This is a genomic window from Zestomonas insulae, from assembly GCF_016901015.1.
In the GTDB taxonomy this organism is placed as follows: domain Bacteria; phylum Pseudomonadota; class Gammaproteobacteria; order Pseudomonadales; family Pseudomonadaceae; genus Aquipseudomonas; species Aquipseudomonas insulae.
The window spans coordinates 60,778-79,847 of record NZ_JAFEUP010000004.1 but is presented as its reverse complement, the minus strand read 5'-3'; the positions used below and the strand labels follow the sequence as shown (position 1 = coordinate 79,847).

The following is a 19,070-nucleotide window of genomic DNA, read 5'->3' as shown; positions in this document are numbered from 1 at the left end:
GACCTTGGAATGTGAAATGGAGATCGAACGATGACCCGTACAACGAAATGGCTACCCAGGCTGGCGCTCACGGCGGCGGCCGTGTTCAGCGCAGTCGGGGCCGGCGCGGCAGACAAGCCGAATATCCTGGTGATATTCGGCGATGACATCGGCCAGACCAATATCAGCGCCTATTCCTTCGGGGTGCTCGGCTACCACACGCCGAACATCGACCGCATCGCCAAGGAAGGCATGATGTTCACCGACTACTACGCGGAGAACAGCTGTACCGCGGGTCGTTCGACCTTCATTACCGGCCAGTCGCCACTGCGCACCGGCCTGTCCAAGGTCGGCATGCCCGGCGTCCCGGTGGGCCTGCAAGCCCGCGACGTCACTATTGCCCAAGCGCTCAAGGCACACGGCTACGCCACCGGGCAATTCGGCAAAAATCACCTTGGTGATCGGGACGAATACCTGCCAACCAACCACGGTTTCGACGAGTTCTTCGGCAACCTCTACCACCTGAACGCCGAAGAAGAACCGGAACGTCCCTACTGGCCGAAAGACAACCAAGCCTTCCTAAAGGCTGCTACGCCCCGCGGCGTAATCCACAGCTTTGCCGACGGCAAAGTCGAAGATACCGGCGCGCTGAACAGCAAGCGCATGGAGACCATCGACGACGAGACCACTCAGGCCGCCATCAACTTCATGGAGAAACAGGTAAAGGCGGACAAACCGTTCTTCGTGTGGATGAACACCACCCGCATGCACGCCTTCACCCATGTGCGCCAATCAATGCAAGGCCAAAGCGGGATGCCGGGCAACGATTATGCCGATGGTATGATCGAGCATGACGGCGACGTCGGCAAACTGCTGAAAGCCCTTGACGACCTGAAGATCGCCGACAACACCATCCTGATCTACAGCACCGACAACGGGCCAAACCAATGGTCCTGGCCGGATGCTGCAACCACGCCGTTCCGCAACGAGAAGAACTCCAACTGGGAAGGTGCCTTCCGGGTTCCGGCGATCATCCGTTGGCCGGGTAAGGTCAAGCCGGACACCGTGTCCAACCAGATGTTCTCCGGTCTCGACTGGTTCCCCACCCTGCTAGCCGCTGCCGGCGACACCGACATCAAGGATCGCCTGCTCAAGGGCTCCGATGTCGGTGGCAAGAGCTTCAAGGTGCACCTCGACGGTTACAACCAACTGGACTACCTGACAGGCAAGAGCGACAAGAGCGCGCGCAATGAGTTTTTCTACTTCAGCGATGACGGTGATCTCGTCTCGATGCGCTTCGACAATTGGAAGATCGTGTTCTGCGAGCAACGTGCCCCCGGCGGCCTGCAAGTATGGAGCGAACCCTTCGTCTGCCTGCGGGTGCCGAAGCTGTTCAACCTGCGCATGGACCCTTACGAGCGTGCCGACGTAGTGTCAGACCAGTACTACGACTGGCTAACCAAGAATGACTACCTGCTATTTGAAGGAACTCAAAAGGCAGCGGCATTCCTCCAGACCTTCGTCGAGTACCCGCCGAGTCAACGTCCCGCCAGCTTCAGCATCGACCAGATTCGCAAGGCGGTGGACGAGAAAATCGCGGAAAAAATGAAAACCCAGAAACAATAAGTACTGGTGTAGTCGCCACGCTTCTGGCGTGATGGCGTGAAGTACCTTCCGGGCAGCACTGGCCGTGCTGCCCGGAAGGGTACCCAGTGTCCATACAAGGCCCCTTCGCATGACGCTCGCCACTTCCCCGACCCGTCGCACCATCCGCGACTCGCGCCCTGCTGTGCAGTCGACACAGCCCCTTGTTGGTGTGGCGATCCCTGCGCTGCTGTTGTTCACCTCGGGCATTGCCGCCCTGATCTACCAGATCCTCTGGATCAAGCAGCTGTCCCTGGTTGTTGGCGTCGAGGTCTACGCCATCACCACCGGAATCAGCGCCTTCTTCGCCGGACTCGCCCTCGGCGGGTTCCTGTTCGGCCGTTGGGCCGATCGCTTGAGCCGCCCGGTGCGGCTGTATTCCTTTCTGGAACTGGCCGTCGCAGTTCTGGGCATCGGTGCAACCCTCGGCCTGGCGCACGCCGCCGGCCCGTTCGCCCGCCTGGAACTCAGCTCCGGGCTGCTCGCCTGGGTGCTGCCATTCGCCCTGGTGGGAATTCCCGCGTTCCTGATGGGCGGCACCCTGCCGGTACTGATCCGCGCCCTCACCCCACTGGCCGGCCAACTCGGCGCCGCCGGCGGCCGCTTGTACGCCGCGAATACGGCTGGGGCCATCATCGGCGCGCTGCTGACCAGCTTCCTGCTGATTCCCGCGCTGGGCATCCAGGGCAGCGCCTATGTGGCAGCAGCGCTCAATATGCTCGCCGCCCTCGCTGCCTTCGCTGTCGATCGGCGCGCCGAGCCGCGTCCGGTCGCCGAGGCAACTCCACCGCGCAGCGCCCAGGCCCGCCTGGCGATCACCCTGTATGCGCTGGCCGGCGGCATCGCGCTCGGTTACGAAGTGATCTGGTCGCAGTCCATCGTGCAGTTCATGAGCACCCGCGCCTTTGCCTTCTCCGTGGTGCTGGCCACCTACCTGACCGGACTGGTGCTGGGCAGCGCCCTGTACGCGCGGCGCGCCGACCGCATCCGTGATCCCTGGGGCGTGTTCGCCCTGCTGATCGCCGGCGCGGGGCTGGTGGCCTTGCTGGAAATCACCCTGCTCGGCCGCTGGCTGATCATCGCGCAGACCCAGGCCGAGGCATTGGTGCTCGGCCTCACCGGCAACGACCTGGCCGGCATGTGCGCACGCTTCGCCGTGGCCGCGCTGAGCGTGGTGTTCATTCCCACCGTGCTGCTCGGTGCTGCCTTTCCGGTGATGCTGCGCCTGGCGGTGGACGCCGGGCGGGTCGGCCGCGATGTCGGCAGCGTGGTGGCGCTGAATACTCTGGGCGGCATCGTCGGTACCCTGCTGACCGGATTCCTTCTGGTGCCCTGGCTCGGCCTGGTTCACAGCCTGGCCGCGCTGGCCCTGGCCGCCGCGGCGATTGCCCTGTGCGCGGTGCTGCGCGGCCAGCAGGTGAGCCAAGAGGCACGCCAGGGCGCCATCGCCCTGGGTCTGGTGACCGTGCTGGCAGCGGTGTTCACTCCCAGCGATCGCCTGGCCCAGCTGCTCCCGGCCGCGCGCAACGGCCAGCTGAGTTTCTACGAGGAAGGTCGCGGCGCCACGGTAGCGGTGGTCGATACCCAGCGCGGCAACACGCACTTCAAGCGCTTGTACATCCAGGGTGTGTCGAACTCCGGCGACGCCATGCCGTCGCTGCGCTACATGCGTCTGCAGGCCCTGCTGCCGCTGCTGATCCAGCGCGAAGAGCCGCGCTCGGCGCTGGTGATCGGCTTCGGCACCGGCATCACCGCCGGCGCGCTGCTGCGCTATCCGGGGCTCGACCAGCGCGTCGTGGCCGAACTGCTGCCGGCAGTGGTGCGCGCCGCGCCGCAGTTCCAGGGCAACTTCGCCGCCGGCAGCGATCCACGCCTGGAAGTGCGTCTGCGCGACGGACGTCGCGAGCTGCTGCGCAATCCGCAGCGCTATGACCTGATCACCCTGGAGCCGCCACCACCCTCCGCCGCCGGCGTGGTCAACCTGTACTCGCGCGACTTCTACCAGCTCACCGCGCAGCGCCTGAACGCCGGCGGCCAGGTCGCCCAGTGGCTGCCGCTGCCAACCCAGAACGACGCCGACACCCGCGCGCTGGTGCGCAGCTTCCTCGACGTGTTCCCGCACGCTTCGCTGTGGACCACCGAACTGCATGAGATGTTGCTGATCGGCTCCTTCGAGCCGCTCGAGCTGGACGTCACGCGCATTCGCCAGCGCTTCGAACAAGCCGAGGTGAGCGCGGCGCTGCGCCCGGTGGGCATCATCTCGCCCGCCGCACTGCTCGCCACCTGGGTGACCGATCGCGCCGGCCTGGAGCGTTACGCCGGCGACGCTCAAGCGGTCACCGATGACCAGCCAGGCATCGAGTACGCGCCTTGGGTGCGACCCAACGAGTTCGCCCGCGTCCTGCCGAAACTGCTCGCGCTGCGCAGCCCGCCGCCGCTGGTCAACGCCGACGACAGCTTCCGCGCTGCGCTGGCCGATCAGCAGGCCCGCCTGATGCGCTTCTACGCCGTCGGCCTGTTCGCCTACACCAAGCAGCGCGCGGCCTGGAGTAGCGCGGTCCGCCAGGTCCTCGCCGAGGACGGCGGCAACCCCTATTACCGCTGGTTCATCGGCGGCACCCCATAAGCCCGGGCAACGGGCTGTTTGACAGCCCTCCCCGCGTCCCCGAAGCTGCGCCTAACCGTAAAGACCTGTTGTAGACCATGCCTAAAAAGAAAAACAAAGCCCTTCCCGCCGTCGATCAGCCTGCCAAGCGGTCTTTCAGCTTCCTCTATCCCCTCCTCGCCGGACTGCTACTGGTGGCGACCGTGGTGATCTGGTTCCTGCTAGACCGCAGCGCGCCTACGACCACCAGCGTTGCGCCGCCGACGCCAGCGCCCGTCGCGGCACCGGCACCGGCAGCGACGCCACCCGCTCCGGAGCCAGCCGCCAATAGCGCCACGCTGGTCGACGAAGCGCAGTGCCAGGGCTGCCACAGCGAGCAGGTCAAGGACTGGCAGGGCTCGCACCACCAACTGGCGATGGAAGAAGCGCGCAGCGACACGGTGCTGGGCGACTTCAACAACCGCAGCTTCACCGAGGGCCACGAAACCACGCGGTTCTTCCAGAAGGACGGCAGTTTCTGGGTCAACACCCCGGGGCCCGATGGCCAGACGGCCGATTTTCGGGTGGCCTACACCTTCGGCATCGCGCCGCTGCAGCAATACCTGATCGAGCTGTCCGGCGGCCGCCTGCAGGCCCTCGGAGTGGCCTGGGACGTCGAGAAGCACCGCTGGTTCCACCTGTATCCGGGCCAGGGCGTCGACTTCAAGGACGAACTGCACTGGAGCAAGCCGCAGCAGAACGCCAACTTCATGTGCGTCGAGTGCCATACCACCGGCTTCAAGCGCAATTTCGACGCCAAGACCGGCACCTACGCCAGCCACTGGCAGGCGCTGGGAGTCGGCTGCCAGTCCTGTCACGGCCCGGCTTCGCAGCACCTGACCTGGGCGGCCAAACCGGACGGCGATGACAAGCGCGGTTTCGCCAGCTCGCTGAGCAAGGCCGACGCCACCACCCAGGTGGAAACCTGCGGCCGCTGCCACGCCCGTCGTGCGCCGCTCGGTGATGGCTTCAGCGCCCACAAGCGCTTCATGGACGACTACCTACCCAGCCCGCTGACCGCCGCGCTGTACGAACTGGATGGCAAGATCAAGGAAGAGGTGTTCGAGTACGGCTCGTTCACCCAGAGCAAGATGTTCGCCAAGGGAGTGCGCTGCAGTAACTGCCACAACCCGCATAGCACCCAGCTGAGGGCGCCGGGCAACACGGTGTGCCTGCAGTGCCACAACCCCGCGGGCAAGACCGCGCTGCCGGGCATCGACGGCGCCGGTCTGCAAGCGAAGAACTACGATTCGCCGGAGCACCACAAGCACCAGCCCGGCCAACCTGGCTCGCAGTGCGTGGATTGCCACATGCCGGGCAAGTTCTACATGGTCAACGACTTCCGCCATGACCATGGCTTCAGCATTCCCAATCCCGCGCGCGCGCAGAAGCTCGGCACCCCGGATGCGTGTCTGACCTGTCACAAGGACACCGCCGCCAGCAAGGTCGCCGAGCAGTTCGGCCTGTGGTACGGCACTCCTACGCAGACCGAGCCACGCTACGACGAAAGCCTGTGGCTGATCCGCAATGGCAAGCCAGGCGCCTCGCGCGCGCTGTACGCCATGCTCGAACAGAAGGACCTGCCGGCGATCCGCCGCGCCACGCTGCTCGCCGAACTGCCGGACTTCCCCAGCCAGCGTGCCCTGCGCGTCGCCAACCGCGATCTGGACAGCAACGACCCGCAGGTTCGCCTGGCCGCGGCCCAAGCCGTCAGCGCGCTGATGCCCGCCGAGCAGCGCAGCGGCCTGATTGGCCGGCTGCTCAACGACCCGGTACGCGCGGTGCGCATCGACGTCGCGCAAAGCCTGCTGGGCGTACCGGAGCAGACCCTCGGGCGCTACCTGCCGGCCTGGAACAAGGCAATCGCCGAGTACGAGCAAGTGCAGCTGAGCCTGGTCGACCGCGCTGAAGCCAACCTCAACCTGGCCATGCTCTACCAGGCCCAGGGCCGCTCGGCGCTGGTCGAGCCGGCGCTGCGCGATGCGCTGAAGCGCGACCCGGACTTCCTGCCGGCGCAGGTCAGCCTGATGCAGTTGCTCGACAGCAACTACCGCACCAACGAGGCGCGCGCCCTGCTCGACAGCGCGATGCAGCAGCACCCGCAATCGGCGCTGCTGCACCACGCCAACGGCCTGGCGCTGATCCGCCGCGGCGAGCGCCCGGCCGGAATCAAGGAGCTCGCCGAAGCGGCGCGCCTGGAACCGGCCAACGCCCAGTACGGCTTCGTCTACGCCATTGCACTGCACGACAGCGGCGATGCCCCGGCGGCGATCAAGCAGCTGGAGCAGATGCTCGAGCGCCAGCCCAATGATCGGCAGGCGCGCCTGACCCTGATCGAGTACTGGCGTGAGACCGGACAGATCCAGAAGGTGCAGGTCCTGCAGGCCGAGTTGGAACAGCTGAACCCGGACGATCCGGCGCTGCGGCAAGCGCAGTGACGACGACGCGGCGCGCTGGGTAAGGCGCCGCGTTCGGTTATCCATGGCGTGAATGCTTTTTGTCTGCTGAAGCTGCGTGGCCTGGCACAGCGCAACAGTAGCCTCGACGTCTCCTTTGAATGACGCCGAGACCCCCGATGCTCGATTTGCGCGATATCGACCTGAACGTCCTGCTGGCCTTCGACGCCATCTACACCCAGTGCAGCATCACCCGCGCCGCGGAAGTCATGGGCCTGTCGCAACCGGCGATGAGCAATGCCCTGCGCCGCCTGCGCACGCTGTGCAACGATCCCCTGTTCATCAAGACCCAACAGGGCGTGACACCGACCGTGACCGCCCACCGCCTGTCCGAGCACGTGCGCCAGGCTTTGAGCAGCCTGCGCGAGGGGCTCGGCCAGCTTTCCCAGGAGCAACTCGACGGCGCCACTCCGCTGCGTGTCAGCTGCCTGGACTGCCTGCAGCCGCTGCTGCTCGCGGCCCTGCAGCCGGACGACGACGCCTGGCAGGTGCGCTTCTACCAGCCGCGCCGTCGCGATGCGTATAGCGAGTTGCTCTCCGGCAAGCTCGACGTGCTCATCGATATCGATCAGCCACTCTCGCAGCTCGATGGTCTGCGCAAGCTTGCGCTGTTCGACGATCACTATGTGTTCGCTTACGGCCATGGCCTGAGCGCTGCGCCCACCACCCTCGAAGACTACCTGAGCACCCCGCAGCTGCAGGTCTCCAGTCGCCGGGACGGGTTGAGCCCGGTGGACCTCGAACTCGGTCTGCGCGGCCGCAAGCGCAACATCGCCGCCACCGTGCAAAGCAGCCTGGCGGCACGGCTGATCGCCGACCAGCGGGCGGTGGGCATGACCCTGCCGAGTCGCATCGCCGAGGTCCTCGGCCTCAAGCAGGCAGCCCTGCCGCTGCCACAGCCGATCGCGCTGAGTTTCTGTGTCTATGTGGATGGCCGTTATCGGCGCATGCGCGGCCGCGAGCAGCAGGTCGCGCGGATCGTCGAGCTGCTGGCGCCTAGCACCAGCAGCGAACTACTGCGACGCGCCTGAAGCTGACGCGCCTTGGCGCTGATCGGCTTCGACGATTGCCGCGATCATCGCCTGCGCTGCCGGTGATACCAGCTTGCCGGCACGCCGGATGATCCCGTAGCTGAAGCGCAACTCGGGCAGATCATCGAGGCGCAGCTCCACCAACGCGCCGCGCTCGTTCGGTGCCTGCAAGGCCTGGCGGGTGGCCACGCCAATCGCCTGTGAACGTTCGACGATGCGCAGGATGGCATCGAACTGACCGCACTCGACCGTGGCACGAAAATCACCACGCCCGGAAACCCGGGCCATGGCCCTGCGGCTCGACGGTGAGAGTCGCGGCGCGACCAGCGGAAACTGCATGACATCGCTCAGGGTCAGCGAAGCACGCGCAAGCAGCGGGTGCCCGGAGTTGCAGAAGAAGCAGCCGATGCTCGGGCTCAGCACCTGGACCTGATACAGCGGATCACCGAGGAAGTCGCGGGCGTCAGCGACGAAGAATTCCAGCTGCTCCTCCAGCAAGCGCTTGGACAGGGCATCCCAATGGTTGATCTCCCAATCGATCTGGATACCCGGATACGCGCGCACGAAATCGGCCAGCGCCTCGGGAATCAGCGCCTGCGCCGGCGTCGGTCCACAGCCGAAGCGCAGCTCGCCGGCGCTCAAGCCATTGAACTGCACCAGCTCGTTGCGCAGCTTGTGCGCCCCGAGCAGCAGGCGCTGGGCGTGTTCCAGCACCAGCAACCCCTGCGCGGTCAGGCGCAGTTCGCGGCTGCTGCGATCCACCAGCTGGCAGTCCAGAGAATGTTCCAGCGCCTGGATGCTGCGGCTGAACGCCGGTTGACTGAGGCCCACCACGTCAGCGGCGGCGACGAAGCTGCCGTTCTCCGCAAGGGCGGCAAAATGGCGGAGCTGACGCAAATCCAATATGCACCTCACGCATGCCGTATATGTATTAAATGCAATTGATAAATACCAGTGCGAGCTGGTTAAGTAAACGCCGGACCTTCAGAACAACAATCGAGGCACGGCATGCAGCACGAGCCGTTAGTCACCACCGCCTGGCCCAGCACCATCCTCAGTCATGCCGCGCGCCAGGCACTGCCGATCGATGACCTGTGTGCGCGCGTCGGTCTGTCGCCGCAGACGCTGCGTGACCCGAGTCAGCAGGTGCCGGCCCGCCTGGCGCTGCAGCTGTTCGACGAGTGCCTGGTCAGCGGCGCCGACGCCCAATTCGGTTGTGAGATGCGCGTGCAACTGTCCACCACCTGCCTGCAAGGCCTGAATGTGCTGCTCGATTCCGCTGCAACGGTGGGTGCCAGCCTGCACTGCCTGGTGGAATTCCTGCCGCGCTGGATTGGCCACGCGCAACCGACTCTGCACGCCGAAGGCGTGTTCTATCGATTCACTGTGCACAGCTCCCTGACCCCGCACCCGTTCGGACTCGACTCGGGTGCGCTGGCGCTGGTCCACAACATGGCGCGCCGCGCCGGCCGCCGTCCCGCCGAGTTGTTTGCCGCAGCGCAGATCACCGCTGAGCAAAGCTGCGGCGCGCAGCTGGAAAGCCTGGGGATTCCCTGCAGCCGAGGTGAACACCTCGCAGTGCTGTTGCCCCGCGAAGTGCTGAGCTGGCCGCATCCCGGCGCCAATGAGCTGCTGCACCAGGAGCTGCGGCGTACCTGGCAGCCGCCGCAGGCGACGAGTCACGACACCCCGGCAGCCGAGCGACTGCATCAGGCACGCCATTGGTTGCGCAATACCGATCAGCCGCTCGAAAGCATCGCCCAGCGTGCCGGCTACAGTTCTTCCAGCAACTTCATACGTGCCTTTCGTTCGCACTACGGCATGACGCCCAGGCAGTTCCGCCAGCGCGGCGCCTAAGCACCTCCCGCCTGGCGCTCGCGCCGGGTTGTCCTCCTCCCACCCTGCATGGAGTCCGCAATGACCTCATTGAATTCGCGCACCTCGCGGTTGCGTACGGCGTTGGCCGGCCTGTCGCTCAGTTTTGCCTTGCCCACCGCGGTTGCGGTAGCCGCGCCCTCCCCCGAGCAGGCGCGCCAGCTCGCCGAGGAGGCCTATGTGTTCGCCTACGCCACCGCCGAGCACGACAAAGTGCTCACTGCGGTCACCGCCAAGTTGCCGCTCAACGTGCTCTACAGTGAACCGCGGCTGCTTGGCCCCGACGACCGCAATGTGGTGTCGCCGAACAACGACACCTTCTACTCGCGCGCGGTACTCGACCTGCGCGCCGAGCCACAGGTGCTTGAGGTTCCGGCGGTTGAGAAGCGCTACTACAGCTTCCAGTTGATCGACCTGCGCACCGACAACCTCGACTACATCGGCACGCGCGCCACTGGCAGTGGTGCTGGTCGCTATCTGGTTGCCGGTCCGGACTGGCAAGGCAGCCTGCCGGAGGGATTCAGCGGGCTGATCCGTTCGCCGAGCCAGCTGGTGTTTCTGATTGGCCGTACCGAAGTGCGCGGCGCCGACGATCACGGCGCCGCCGAACTGCTCAAGCAATACCGGCTGAGCCCACTGTCCAAGGTGCAGGGCAGCCCGGCACCCGCTGCGCTAACGAAACTGGTCGTGCCAACCTATCGGCCGACCAAAGAAGGCACTGCCACCGACCTGTTCAGCACCTTCAATGCACTCGCCCCGCTGCACCGCTGGAACCCAGCGGAACAGGCCAAGCTCCAGCGCTTCGCCGAGATCGGCGTTGGCCCGGGGCTGACATTCGCTCCGGCCGGCGCACTCGCCCAGGCCATCGGCGAAGGCGCCGAGGCCGGGCGCAACAAGGTCAAGGCGGCATCTCTCAGCATCTCCAGCGAGCGCAATGGCTGGGCCAACTCGCCACTGACCGCCGGCCATTTTGGTGAGGACGACCTGACCCGCGCGGCGGCGGCCTGGCGCTACATCTACGTCAACGACGCCGACGAGGCGTTCTACCCGATCGCCCTCAAGGACGCCGAAGGGCAACTGCTGACCGGTGCCAAACGCTATCGCCTGCATTTTCCGGCCGATCAGCTGCCGCCGGCCGGCGCGTTCTGGTCGCTGACCATGTACGACGCCAACAGCCAGTTGCTGGTCGCCAACCCGATCAACCGTTACTCGCTGGGCGATCGCAGCAAGGACCTGCGGCATGACGCCGATGGCGGCCTGACCCTGTACCTGCAACACGATGCACCTGCCCCCGAACAGCAGGGCAACTGGCTGCCGGCACCGGCCGGGCATTTCGATGTGATCCTGCGCCTGTACCTGCCCACGGAAGCCGCGCGCACCGGCAGCTACGCGCCTCCGGCCATCCAGCCGGTCAAGGAGTAAGCGATGCGGACTGTCCCCTTCAGTCGCCGCCACTTCCTCGGTGGGATTACCGCCCTCGGGGCCGGGTTGGCCTGTCCGGCCTGGTTGCTCGCCGCCGCGCAGCCGCTCAGCCAGGACCCGGCCGAGTTCCAGGCGATCACCCGCGAGGCCTGGATCTACGCCTATCCGATGCTGATGCACTACCAGACCATGCAAAAGCAGGCGCTGAATCCCAGCGCCAGCGAGTATGTCGGCGGCTTCGGGCGGTTCCGTCACTACAGCGACCTGTTCACCCCGAAGAATCGCGACATCGTCACACCGAACAACGACACCCCCTACTCCTGGGCCTGGCTCGACTTGCGCGCCGAGCCCTGGGTGCTCAGCGTGCCGGCCGTAGATGCGCAGCGTTACTACGTGCACCAACTGGTCGATATGTACACGCAGAACTTCGCCTATGTCGGCGTGCTGAGCACCGGTCGCGAAGCCGGCGACTACCTGATCGCCGGACCTGGCTGGCAAGGTCAGGCCCCGGCCGGCATCAAGCAGGTGCTGCGCAGTGAAACCGAGATCGCGATGATCCTCGGCCGCACCGGGCTCAACCATGCGGACGATCTGCCAGCGGTGCGCGCCCTCCAGCAGCAGTACCGCCTGCGCGCGCTGCACGACTACACCGGCAGCGCTGCTCCGGCTCCGGCCGCTGCGGTGAACTGGCTGCCCTGGGAGATCCAGAACGGTCTGGGTGCCGGTTTCATCACCCACCTCAACCAGCTGCTCACGCTGTGCCCGGTGGTCGAATCGGAACGCGCGCTGCGCGACCGCTTCAGCCGCATTGGTATCGTCCCCGGCCAGCCGTTCGACGTCGCCGCCCTCAACCCGCAGCAACGCCAGGCGCTGATCGCCGGTATCCAGCAGGCGCAGGCCGAGCTCAAGGCCGCGTCAGAGAAACTGCCACGGCCGATCAGCATGTTCGGCGACCGCCAGGCGCTGGCCAATGACTACCTGAAGCGCGCCATGGGCGCCGCGCTGGGCATCTACGGCAACAGCATCGACGAGGCCGTCTACACCGGCAGCAGGCTGGACCAGCGCGGCGAACCGCTGGTGGCTGGCCGCCAGTACCGCTTGCACTTCCGTGCCGATCAACTGCCGCCGGCCAGCCAGTTCTGGTCGCTGACCCTGTATGACCTGCCCGACCGGCAGCTGGTGGACAACCCGATCAATCGCTACTGTCTGAGCAGCCGCGACGCCCTCAAGCGCGATGCGGACGGCGGCCTCACCTTGCTCCTTCAGCGCGAGGCGCCGGCAGATCAGAGCAACTGGTTGCCGACACCGGCCAAGGGTCCGTTCTTCCTCGCCTTGCGCCTGTACGGGCCGAGCGAGGCAGCCAAGACCGGCCAGTGGCAGATGCCCGCGGTAGAGGCCGCCTAAAGGCCATAGCCAGGAACGAAAACGGCCACCCTTGGGTGGCCGTTTTCGTTTAGTTCAAACCCGGTCGAGCAGATGGAATCTCGGTAACGAGAGGTGCCAGCGAATCGCCGCGAGCCGGGTGAGCAACACCACCAGCATCGCCAGGCCGGTCGCCAGCCAGTGCGTGACACCAAGGTGCAGCAGGCCGATGAATGCCAGCGAGCCGGCGATGCAGGCGGTGGCATAGATTTCCTTCTGGAAGATCATCGGAATCTCGTTGCACAACACGTCGCGCATCACCCCGCCGGCGACACCGGTCATGACCCCCATGATCACCGCGGTGCTGACTGGCGTGCCGTGTTGCAGCGCCACCTCGGTGCCGATCACGGTGAACACCGCGAGGCCGAAGGCGTCGGCGATCAGCAGGCCGTTCTCATGGATCGGCCGGGTCAGGCGCACCCACAGCACGGTGCCGATCGCCGCGAGCACGGCGACCAGGATGTAGGTGTCGTTGCGAATCCAGCTGACCGGATGGTTGTCGAGGATCACGTCACGCAGCGTACCGCCACCCAGCGCGGTGGTAATGGCGATGACCAGCACGCCGAACAGATCCATCGACTTGCGCCCCGCCATCAACGCACCGGTGATCGCGAAAACGGCAACACCAAACACATCCGACAGGTAGAAAAGTTGCTCCATGATGCCCTTCAGCCGGTTACGGGGGCGCGCATGGTAACAAACTCCTCCGCGGCAGTCGGGTGGACGCCCAGGGTTTCGTCGAACACCTGTTTGGTTGCCCCAGCCTTCAGCGCGACGGCCAGGCCCTGGACGATTTCCCCGGCCTCCGGACCGACCATGTGGCAGCCCAGCACGCGGTCGCTGTCGGCATCCACCACCAGCTTCATCAGCGTGCGCTCCTGATCCTCAGTGAGGGTCAGCTTGAGGGCGCGGAAGCGGCTCTCGAAGAGCTTCACCTTGTGCCCCCTGGCGCGCGCATCCTCCTCGCTCAAGCCCACGGTGCCGATGTTCGGCAGGCTAAATACCGCCGTCGGGATGTGGTCATAATCGACCGGGCGGTATTCCTCCGGCTTGAACAGCTGGCGCGCGACGGCCATGCCTTCGGCCAGCGCCACCGGGGTCAGTTGTACGCGGCCGATTACGTCGCCAATGGCGAAGATCGACGGCTCGCTGGTCTGGTAGCGTTCGTCGACCTGGATGAAGCCGCGCTCGTCGAGCTTCACACCGGTGTTATCCAGGCCCAGGTTATCCAGCATCGGCCGCCGCCCGGTGGCGTAGAACACACAATCGGCAGTCAGCACGCGGCCATCCTTGAGGGTCGCCGCCAGACTGCCGTCCGCCTGCTTGTCGATACGCGCGATGTCGGCATTGAACTGCAGGTCCATGCCCTTGCGTTCTAGTTCTTCCTTCAGGTGCCGACGGACCGCGCCATCGAAGCCACGCAGGAACAGTTCACGGCGATAGAGCAGCGTGGTCTGCGCGCCCATACCGTGGAAGATCGAGGCGAACTCAACGGCGATGTAGCCACCGCCAACAACCAGTACGCGCTTGGGCAGCGCCTTGAGGTAGAACGCCTCGTTGGAACTGATCGCGTGCTCGCGCCCAGGAATATCGGGAATCTGCGGCCAGCCGCCGGTGGCGATGAGGATGTGCTTGGCGCTGAAGCGTTGACCATCGACTTCCACGTGCTGCGCATCGAGCAGCTTGGCGTGGCTTTCCAGCACGGTGACGCCGGAGTTGACCAGCAGGTTGCGGTAGATGCCGTTGAGGCGAAGGATTTCGCGGTTCTTGTTGGCGATCAGCGTCGGCCAGTCGAAACCCGCCTCGCCGAACGACCAGCCGTAGCCCTTGGCCTGTTCGAAGTCATCGGCAAAGTGTGCGCCGTAGACCAGCATCTTCTTCGGCACGCAACCGACGTTGACGCAGGTACCGCCCAGGTAGCGGCTCTCGGCCACACCCACGCGGGCACCAAAGCCGGCGGCGAAGCGCGCCGCACGTACACCGCCGGAGCCCGCGCCAATCACGAATAGGTCGAAGTCGTAGGTCATCTGCTCTCTCCTCAAGTGCTGCCAAGCATACCCCGCTGGTGGCGCCGCCTAAACTGCAAGCACAGGAGAAGGAGAACGCCGATGCGCCCAACCCTCACCCACCTCGCCTTGCACGTCCCTGACCTTGAGCCCTGCGTGAGCTTCTACAGCCGTTTCTGTGGCATGCGCGTGATCCACGAGCGCGCCGGCAAAGGCTCGCGGATAGTCTGGATGGCCGAGCCGGGTAAGGAACACCAGTTCATCTTCGTGATCATGCCCGGCGGTGCCGATCGCCAGCTCGCTGCCGATGACTACAGCCACTTCGGCTTCGCCCTGGAAAACCGCGAGCAGGTGGACGCGATTGCCGAGCTGGCCCGTCAGGAGGGCTGCCTGATCTGGGCGCCGCGCGACGAGCCGTATCCGGTCGGCTATTACTGCGGGGTGCGCGATCCCGCCGGCAACTACGTCGAGTTCAGCTACGGCCAGCCACTCGGGCCGGGCTCCGAGGCGATGCCTATCCCCTGAAAGCACAAAAGCCACCCGAAGGTGGCTTTTGTCGAAACCGCGAACGCCTTAGTAGGCCTTGCCGGTCTTGTAGTAGTTCTCGAAGCAGAAGTTGGTGGCGTCGATGTAACCCTCGGCGCCGCCGCAGTCGAAACGCTTACCCTTGAACTTGTACGCCAGCACGCAACCGTCCTGCGCCTGCTTCATCAGGGCGTCGGTGATCTGGATCTCGCCGCCTTTGCCCGGCTCGGTTTTCTCGATCAGGTCGAAGATATCCGGGGTCAGGATGTAGCGGCCGATGATTGCCAGGTTGGACGGCGCATCTTCAGGCTTGGGTTTCTCGACCATGGTGTTCACGCGGAAGATGTCGTCACGGATCATCTCGCCGGAGATCACGCCGTACTTGGACGTCTCTTCCGGCGGCACTTCCTGGATCGCCACGATCGAGCAGCGGAACTGGTTGTACAGCTTGACCATCTGGGTCAGCACGCCATCGCCTTCGAGGTTCAGGCACAGGTCGTCCGCCAGCACCACGGCGAACGGCTCATCGCCGATCAGCGGACGGCCGCTGAGGATCGCGTGGCCGAGACCCTTCATTTCCACCTGGCGGGTGTAGGAGAAGCTGCATTCGTCGATCAGGCGACGGATACCAACCAGGTACTTCTCCTTGTCGGTGCCCTTGATCTGATGTTCCAGCTCGTAGCTGATGTCGAAATGGTCCTCCAGCGCGCGCTTGCCGCGGCCGGTCACGATGGAGATTTCATTCAAACCGGCATCCAGCGCTTCTTCGACGCCGTACTGGATCAGTGGCTTGTTGACCACTGGCAGCATTTCCTTCGGCATCGCTTTGGTAGCAGGCAGAAAACGGGTTCCGTAACCAGCTGCGGGAAACAGGCATTTCTTGATCATGGGGGTCCTTGCAATAAGGAGGGTGCGTAAGTGCCGCGCAGTCTAATCAGGCGGCAGTCGCCTTACAATGCCCGCCAACTGGCAGGCTGCGTGGTTAGAGGAAACTCGGAAAGGATAGTTCCTGTGTGCAGCAGACTCAGCTGGCTCTTGGCCACGTTCAGAGCAATCTGCAGCAGGAGAAGAAGGGATACGCAGGGTGCTGCTTTTATCGAAAATACCTTAGCAATGTGCCGCAGGTATTTGATTTTAATGGTGCCCGAAGCCGGACTCGAACCGGCATGCCCTTGCGGACGAGAGATTTTAAGTCTCCTGCGTCTACCGATTTCGCCATTCGGGCGGTAGCGCGATCAATCGCGTCGACGGGAGGTTGCCTCCCTGAACGAGGGCAGGACTATATACAGCCCCTTCCCCTCGACGCAAGCGTTCAGGCGTGCCTGAACACCGCTCGAAACAAACAAAAAAGCCCCGTAGATCAAATATCTACGGGGCTTTTTTATAGTGGAGGCCGAGGTCGGAATCGAACCGGCGTACACGGATTTGCAATCCGCTGCATGACCACTCTGCCACCCGGCCTCAAACGAAGACGCCGCTTTAGGCGGCGTCTTCGTCAACTAACTGGAGCGGGAAACGAGACTCGAACTCGCGACCCCGACCTTGGCAAGGTCGTGCTCTACCAACTGAGCTATTCCCGCTTGTCTTGGTGACGGGCGCCATTCTATAGGATCGGAACGCCCCGTCAACCCTTTGATTCAAAAAAGTTTTATTTCTTCTCGGTGGTGGTCCGGAGATGCGGCCAGGCAGCAAGCAGGTAATTGAACATCGACCACAGGGTCAGTGCTGCAGCGATGATCAGTAGCGTGAAGCCGACAATCACCCAGAAATTCAGCAGCGCCGGATTGGCCAGCAGAATGACCAGCGCCGACATCTGCGCGGCCGTCTTCCACTTGCCCAAGCTGGATACCGCGACATGCGCGCGCGCGCCCAGCTCAGCCATCCATTCACGCAGCGCGGAAATCACGATCTCGCGACCGATGATGATCGCTGCGGGCAGGGTCAGCCAGATGTTCGCGTGCTCCTCCACCAGCAGTACCAGCGCGACAGCCACCATCAGCTTGTCCGCCACTGGATCAAGGAACGCGCCGAAGGGCGTGCTTTGCTCCAGGCGCCGGGCCAGGTAACCATCCAGCCAATCGGTCGCCGCCGCGAGCGCAAAGACGCCGCTGGCCGCGAGATGGCTCCAGGTAAACGGGAGGTAGAACAGCAGAATAAAGATCGGTATCAGGAGAACGCGCAGAACGGTAATCAGATTGGGGATATTCATCGGCACATCTGGGCTGCGAGGTGAGCGGGCATTCTACTCGCTGTGCAAGGCGGCATAAATCGACTCGGCGAGCTTTTTGCTGATGCCGGGCGCCTTGGCGATTTCTTCGACACTGGCGCGGTTGAGTTCCTGCAGGCCACCAAAATGGTTGAGCAGTTCACGACGCCGTTTCGGCCCGACACCGGCCACCTCCTCCAGGCTCGAAGTGCGACGCGCCTTGCCGCGGCGGGCGCGGTGACCGGTGATCGCGAAGCGGTGCGACTCGTCACGGATCTGCTGAATCAGGTGCAGCGCCGGCGATGTGCCCGGCAGAGTGAACTCATGGGCCGCATCATTCAGGTAGAGAGTTTCCAGGCCGGGTTTGCGCGTCACGCCCTTGGCTACGCCGAGCAGAATCAGTTCGGGCACCGCCAGTTCCTGCAGCACTTCCTGCGCCATCGCCAGCTGGCCCTTGCCGCCGTCGACCAGCAGGATATCCGGCAACTTACCCTCGCCATCCTTGACCTTGCTGAAGCGACGCGTCAGCGCCTGGCGCATGGCGGCATAGTCATCGCCCGCCGTCACCCCTTCGATGTTGTAGCGGCGATAGTCGGACTTCAGCGGCCCCTCAGGGCCGAACACCACGCACGAGGCCACCGTCGCCTCGCCGCTGGAGTGGCTGATATCGAAGCACTCCAGGCGCTGCGGCGACTCATCCAGATCCAAGGCTTCGGCAAGGGCGTCGAAACGTGCGGCCAGGTGCTGCCGGTTAGCCAGGCGCGCACTCAGCGCCTGCTCGGCATTGGTTACCGCTAGTTGTTGCCAGCGCGCGCGCGTGCCGCGAACGCGGTGGCTGATGCTCAGCTCGACGTCACGCAGTGCGTGAATGGCCTCGATCAGCGCCGCGAAGTCGTCATGCACCACGTTGACGATCAGCTCGCTGGGCAGCTCGCGCTCCTGGCTGCCCAGGTAGTACTGCGCCAGGAAGGCAGACATCACTTCGTCGACGCCCTCCTCGATCGCCACCTGAGGGAAGAAATTCTTGCTCCCCAGCACGCGGCCACCGCGCACGCTGATCAGGTGTACGCAGGCGCCACCGGGGTTGACCGTGGCGGCCACGACATCAACGTCGCCGGTGCCACCTTCCATGCTCTGCTGATCCTGCACCCGACGCAGTACGCCGATCTGATCGCGCAACTCGGCAGCGCGCTCAAAATCCAGCACCGCTGCGGCCTGCTCCATCGAACTCGACAGTTCTTCGCTCAGCGCATTGCTGCGCCCCTCGAGGAACATCACCGAATGGCGCACGTCTTCGGCGTACTCGCCCGGCTCGATCAAATCGACACAGGGCCCCTTGCAGCGCTTGATCTGGTACTGAAGGCAGGGCCGGGTACGGTTCTTGAAGTAGCTGTCCTCGCACTGGCGGACCTGAAAGGCCTTCTGCAGCAGGGCCAGACTCTCGCGGATCGCACCGGCGCTTGGATAAGGACCGAAGTAGCGGCCCTTCTGCTTTTTCGCCCCACGATGGATGCCGAGGCGCGGAAAGTCGCCATCAGAGAGGAAGACGTAGGGATACGACTTATCGTCGCGCAGCAGGATGTTATACGGCGGCCGCCATTCCTTGATCAGCGTCTGCTCAAGCAGCAGCGCCTCGGTTTCGTTGGCGGTGATGGTGGTTTCGACCTGGACGATCTTGCCGACCAGCGCCGCCGTCTTCGGCGCCAAGCCGGTCTTGCGGAAGTAGCTCGCCAAGCGCTTCTTGAGGTTCTTGGCTTTACCGACATAGAGGAGCTTGCCGCCCTCATCGAACATCCGGTAAACGCCGGGGCGGCCGGTACAGGTATTGAGGAAGGCCGAGGCGTCGAAAGGTGCGCTCAT

The 19,070-nt window shown here is 64.6% G+C and carries 14 protein-coding genes and 3 tRNA genes; 8 read left to right on the top strand and 9 right to left on the bottom strand.

Going from position 1 to position 19,070, the window contains the following annotated elements; genetic code table 11:
- Nucleotides 1-30 precede the first annotated feature (30 nt).
- The 4 genes from JQX08_RS14015 (at nt 31) to JQX08_RS14000 (ending at nt 7,754) form a co-directional block, all read left to right on the top strand.
- Entirely contained in the window at nt 31-1,605 is a 1,575-nt protein-coding gene (locus JQX08_RS14015) for an arylsulfatase (protein ID WP_205349015.1), read from the top strand.
- Between the two features lie 109 nt (nt 1,606-1,714).
- Nucleotides 1,715-4,249, top strand: a complete 2,535-nt coding sequence (locus JQX08_RS14010; protein ID WP_205349014.1) for a fused MFS/spermidine synthase — start codon at nt 1,715-1,717, stop codon at nt 4,247-4,249.
- 77 nt (nt 4,250-4,326) lie between these two features.
- A complete protein-coding gene (locus JQX08_RS14005; protein ID WP_205349013.1) occupies nt 4,327-6,705 on the top strand; it encodes a cytochrome c3 family protein in 2,379 nt (792 codons plus the stop codon).
- Between the two features lie 137 nt (nt 6,706-6,842).
- Nucleotides 6,843-7,754: a LysR family transcriptional regulator gene (locus JQX08_RS14000; protein ID WP_205349012.1), complete on the top strand. Its 912-nt coding sequence runs from the start codon at nt 6,843-6,845 to the stop codon at nt 7,752-7,754.
- On the opposite strand, the gene JQX08_RS13995 is transcribed toward JQX08_RS14000, so the two are convergent.
- Complete coding sequence (locus JQX08_RS13995) at nt 7,737-8,651, bottom strand: LysR family transcriptional regulator (protein WP_239482184.1); 915 nt, start codon at nt 8,649-8,651, stop codon at nt 7,737-7,739. The two genes, JQX08_RS14000 and JQX08_RS13995, sit on opposite strands and share 18 nt — an antisense overlap.
- Before the next feature lie 111 nt (nt 8,652-8,762).
- Here JQX08_RS13995 and JQX08_RS13990 point away from each other — a divergent pair, with 111 nt between their 5' ends.
- The 3 genes from JQX08_RS13990 to JQX08_RS13980 are packed head-to-tail and all read left to right on the top strand — an operon-like array spanning nt 8,763 to nt 12,455.
- On the top strand, nt 8,763-9,611 hold the full coding sequence (locus JQX08_RS13990; RefSeq protein WP_205349010.1) for an AraC family transcriptional regulator: 849 nt from the start codon (nt 8,763-8,765) through the stop codon (nt 9,609-9,611).
- A 60-nt stretch (nt 9,612-9,671) separates the two neighbouring features.
- On the top strand, nt 9,672-11,051 hold the full coding sequence (locus tag JQX08_RS13985; RefSeq protein WP_239482183.1) for a DUF1254 domain-containing protein: 1,380 nt from the start codon (nt 9,672-9,674) through the stop codon (nt 11,049-11,051).
- Between the two features lie 3 nt (nt 11,052-11,054).
- Nucleotides 11,055-12,455: a DUF1254 domain-containing protein gene (locus JQX08_RS13980; protein ID WP_205349009.1), complete on the top strand. Its 1,401-nt coding sequence runs from the start codon at nt 11,055-11,057 to the stop codon at nt 12,453-12,455.
- A gap of 54 nt (nt 12,456-12,509) precedes the next feature.
- On the opposite strand, the gene JQX08_RS13975 is transcribed toward JQX08_RS13980, so the two are convergent.
- Both JQX08_RS13975 and gorA read right to left on the bottom strand, forming a co-directional pair.
- On the bottom strand, nt 12,510-13,133 hold the full coding sequence (locus JQX08_RS13975; protein WP_205349008.1) for a trimeric intracellular cation channel family protein: 624 nt from the start codon (nt 13,131-13,133) through the stop codon (nt 12,510-12,512).
- An 8-nt stretch (nt 13,134-13,141) separates the two neighbouring features.
- On the bottom strand, nt 13,142-14,500 hold the full coding sequence (gorA, locus tag JQX08_RS13970; RefSeq protein ID WP_205349007.1) for a glutathione-disulfide reductase: 1,359 nt from the start codon (nt 14,498-14,500) through the stop codon (nt 13,142-13,144).
- Between the two features lie 81 nt (nt 14,501-14,581).
- Between gorA and JQX08_RS13965 the strand changes: the two genes are divergently transcribed.
- On the top strand, nt 14,582-15,004 hold the full coding sequence (locus JQX08_RS13965) for a VOC family protein (RefSeq protein WP_205349006.1): 423 nt from the start codon (nt 14,582-14,584) through the stop codon (nt 15,002-15,004).
- Nucleotides 15,005-15,052: 48 nt separating this feature from the next.
- Here the strand turns inward: JQX08_RS13965 and galU are convergent, their stop codons facing one another.
- The 6 genes from galU to uvrC all read right to left on the bottom strand — a co-directional run bounded on the left by galU (nt 15,053) and on the right by uvrC (nt 19,070).
- Nucleotides 15,053-15,892 carry a UTP--glucose-1-phosphate uridylyltransferase GalU gene (gene galU, locus JQX08_RS13960; RefSeq protein ID WP_205349005.1) on the bottom strand — a complete coding sequence of 280 codons (840 nt, stop codon included), beginning with the start codon at nt 15,890-15,892 and terminating at the stop codon, nt 15,053-15,055.
- Nucleotides 15,893-16,142: 250 nt separating this feature from the next.
- Nucleotides 16,143-16,229: transfer RNA gene (locus JQX08_RS13955), tRNA-Leu, on the bottom strand.
- Nucleotides 16,230-16,391: 162 nt separating this feature from the next.
- Nucleotides 16,392-16,465 (bottom strand) — tRNA-Cys (locus JQX08_RS13950).
- A 43-nt stretch (nt 16,466-16,508) separates the two neighbouring features.
- Nucleotides 16,509-16,584: transfer RNA gene (locus JQX08_RS13945), tRNA-Gly, on the bottom strand.
- A 68-nt stretch (nt 16,585-16,652) separates the two neighbouring features.
- Nucleotides 16,653-17,213 (bottom strand): CDP-diacylglycerol--glycerol-3-phosphate 3-phosphatidyltransferase, encoded by a 561-nt coding sequence (pgsA, locus tag JQX08_RS13940; protein WP_205349004.1) that lies wholly within the window; start codon nt 17,211-17,213, stop codon nt 16,653-16,655.
- Nucleotides 17,214-17,246: 33 nt separating this feature from the next.
- A complete protein-coding gene (uvrC, locus tag JQX08_RS13935) occupies nt 17,247-19,070 on the bottom strand; it encodes an excinuclease ABC subunit UvrC (protein ID WP_205349003.1) in 1,824 nt (607 codons plus the stop codon).

Coding starts and splice junctions, on each gene's coding strand:
- JQX08_RS14010 (WP_205349014.1), top strand. CDS start 1,715: ATGACGCTCGCCACTTCCCCGACCCGTCGCACCATCCGCGACTCGCGC.
- JQX08_RS13985 (WP_239482183.1), top strand. CDS start 9,672: ATGACCTCATTGAATTCGCGCACCTCGCGGTTGCGTACGGCGTTGGCC.
- pgsA (WP_205349004.1), bottom strand. CDS start 17,213: ATGAATATCCCCAATCTGATTACCGTTCTGCGCGTTCTCCTGATACCG.
- JQX08_RS14015 (WP_205349015.1), top strand. CDS start 31: ATGACCCGTACAACGAAATGGCTACCCAGGCTGGCGCTCACGGCGGCG.
- JQX08_RS13965 (WP_205349006.1), top strand. CDS start 14,582: ATGCGCCCAACCCTCACCCACCTCGCCTTGCACGTCCCTGACCTTGAG.
- uvrC (WP_205349003.1), bottom strand. CDS start 19,070: ATGAGCGCACCTTTCGACGCCTCGGCCTTCCTCAATACCTGTACCGGC.
- JQX08_RS14005 (WP_205349013.1), top strand. CDS start 4,327: ATGCCTAAAAAGAAAAACAAAGCCCTTCCCGCCGTCGATCAGCCTGCC.
- JQX08_RS14000 (WP_205349012.1), top strand. CDS start 6,843: ATGCTCGATTTGCGCGATATCGACCTGAACGTCCTGCTGGCCTTCGAC.
- JQX08_RS13975 (WP_205349008.1), bottom strand. CDS start 13,133: ATGGAGCAACTTTTCTACCTGTCGGATGTGTTTGGTGTTGCCGTTTTC.
- galU (WP_205349005.1), bottom strand. CDS start 15,892: ATGATCAAGAAATGCCTGTTTCCCGCAGCTGGTTACGGAACCCGTTTT.
- gorA (WP_205349007.1), bottom strand. CDS start 14,500: ATGACCTACGACTTCGACCTATTCGTGATTGGCGCGGGCTCCGGCGGT.
- JQX08_RS13980 (WP_205349009.1), top strand. CDS start 11,055: ATGCGGACTGTCCCCTTCAGTCGCCGCCACTTCCTCGGTGGGATTACC.
- JQX08_RS13990 (WP_205349010.1), top strand. CDS start 8,763: ATGCAGCACGAGCCGTTAGTCACCACCGCCTGGCCCAGCACCATCCTC.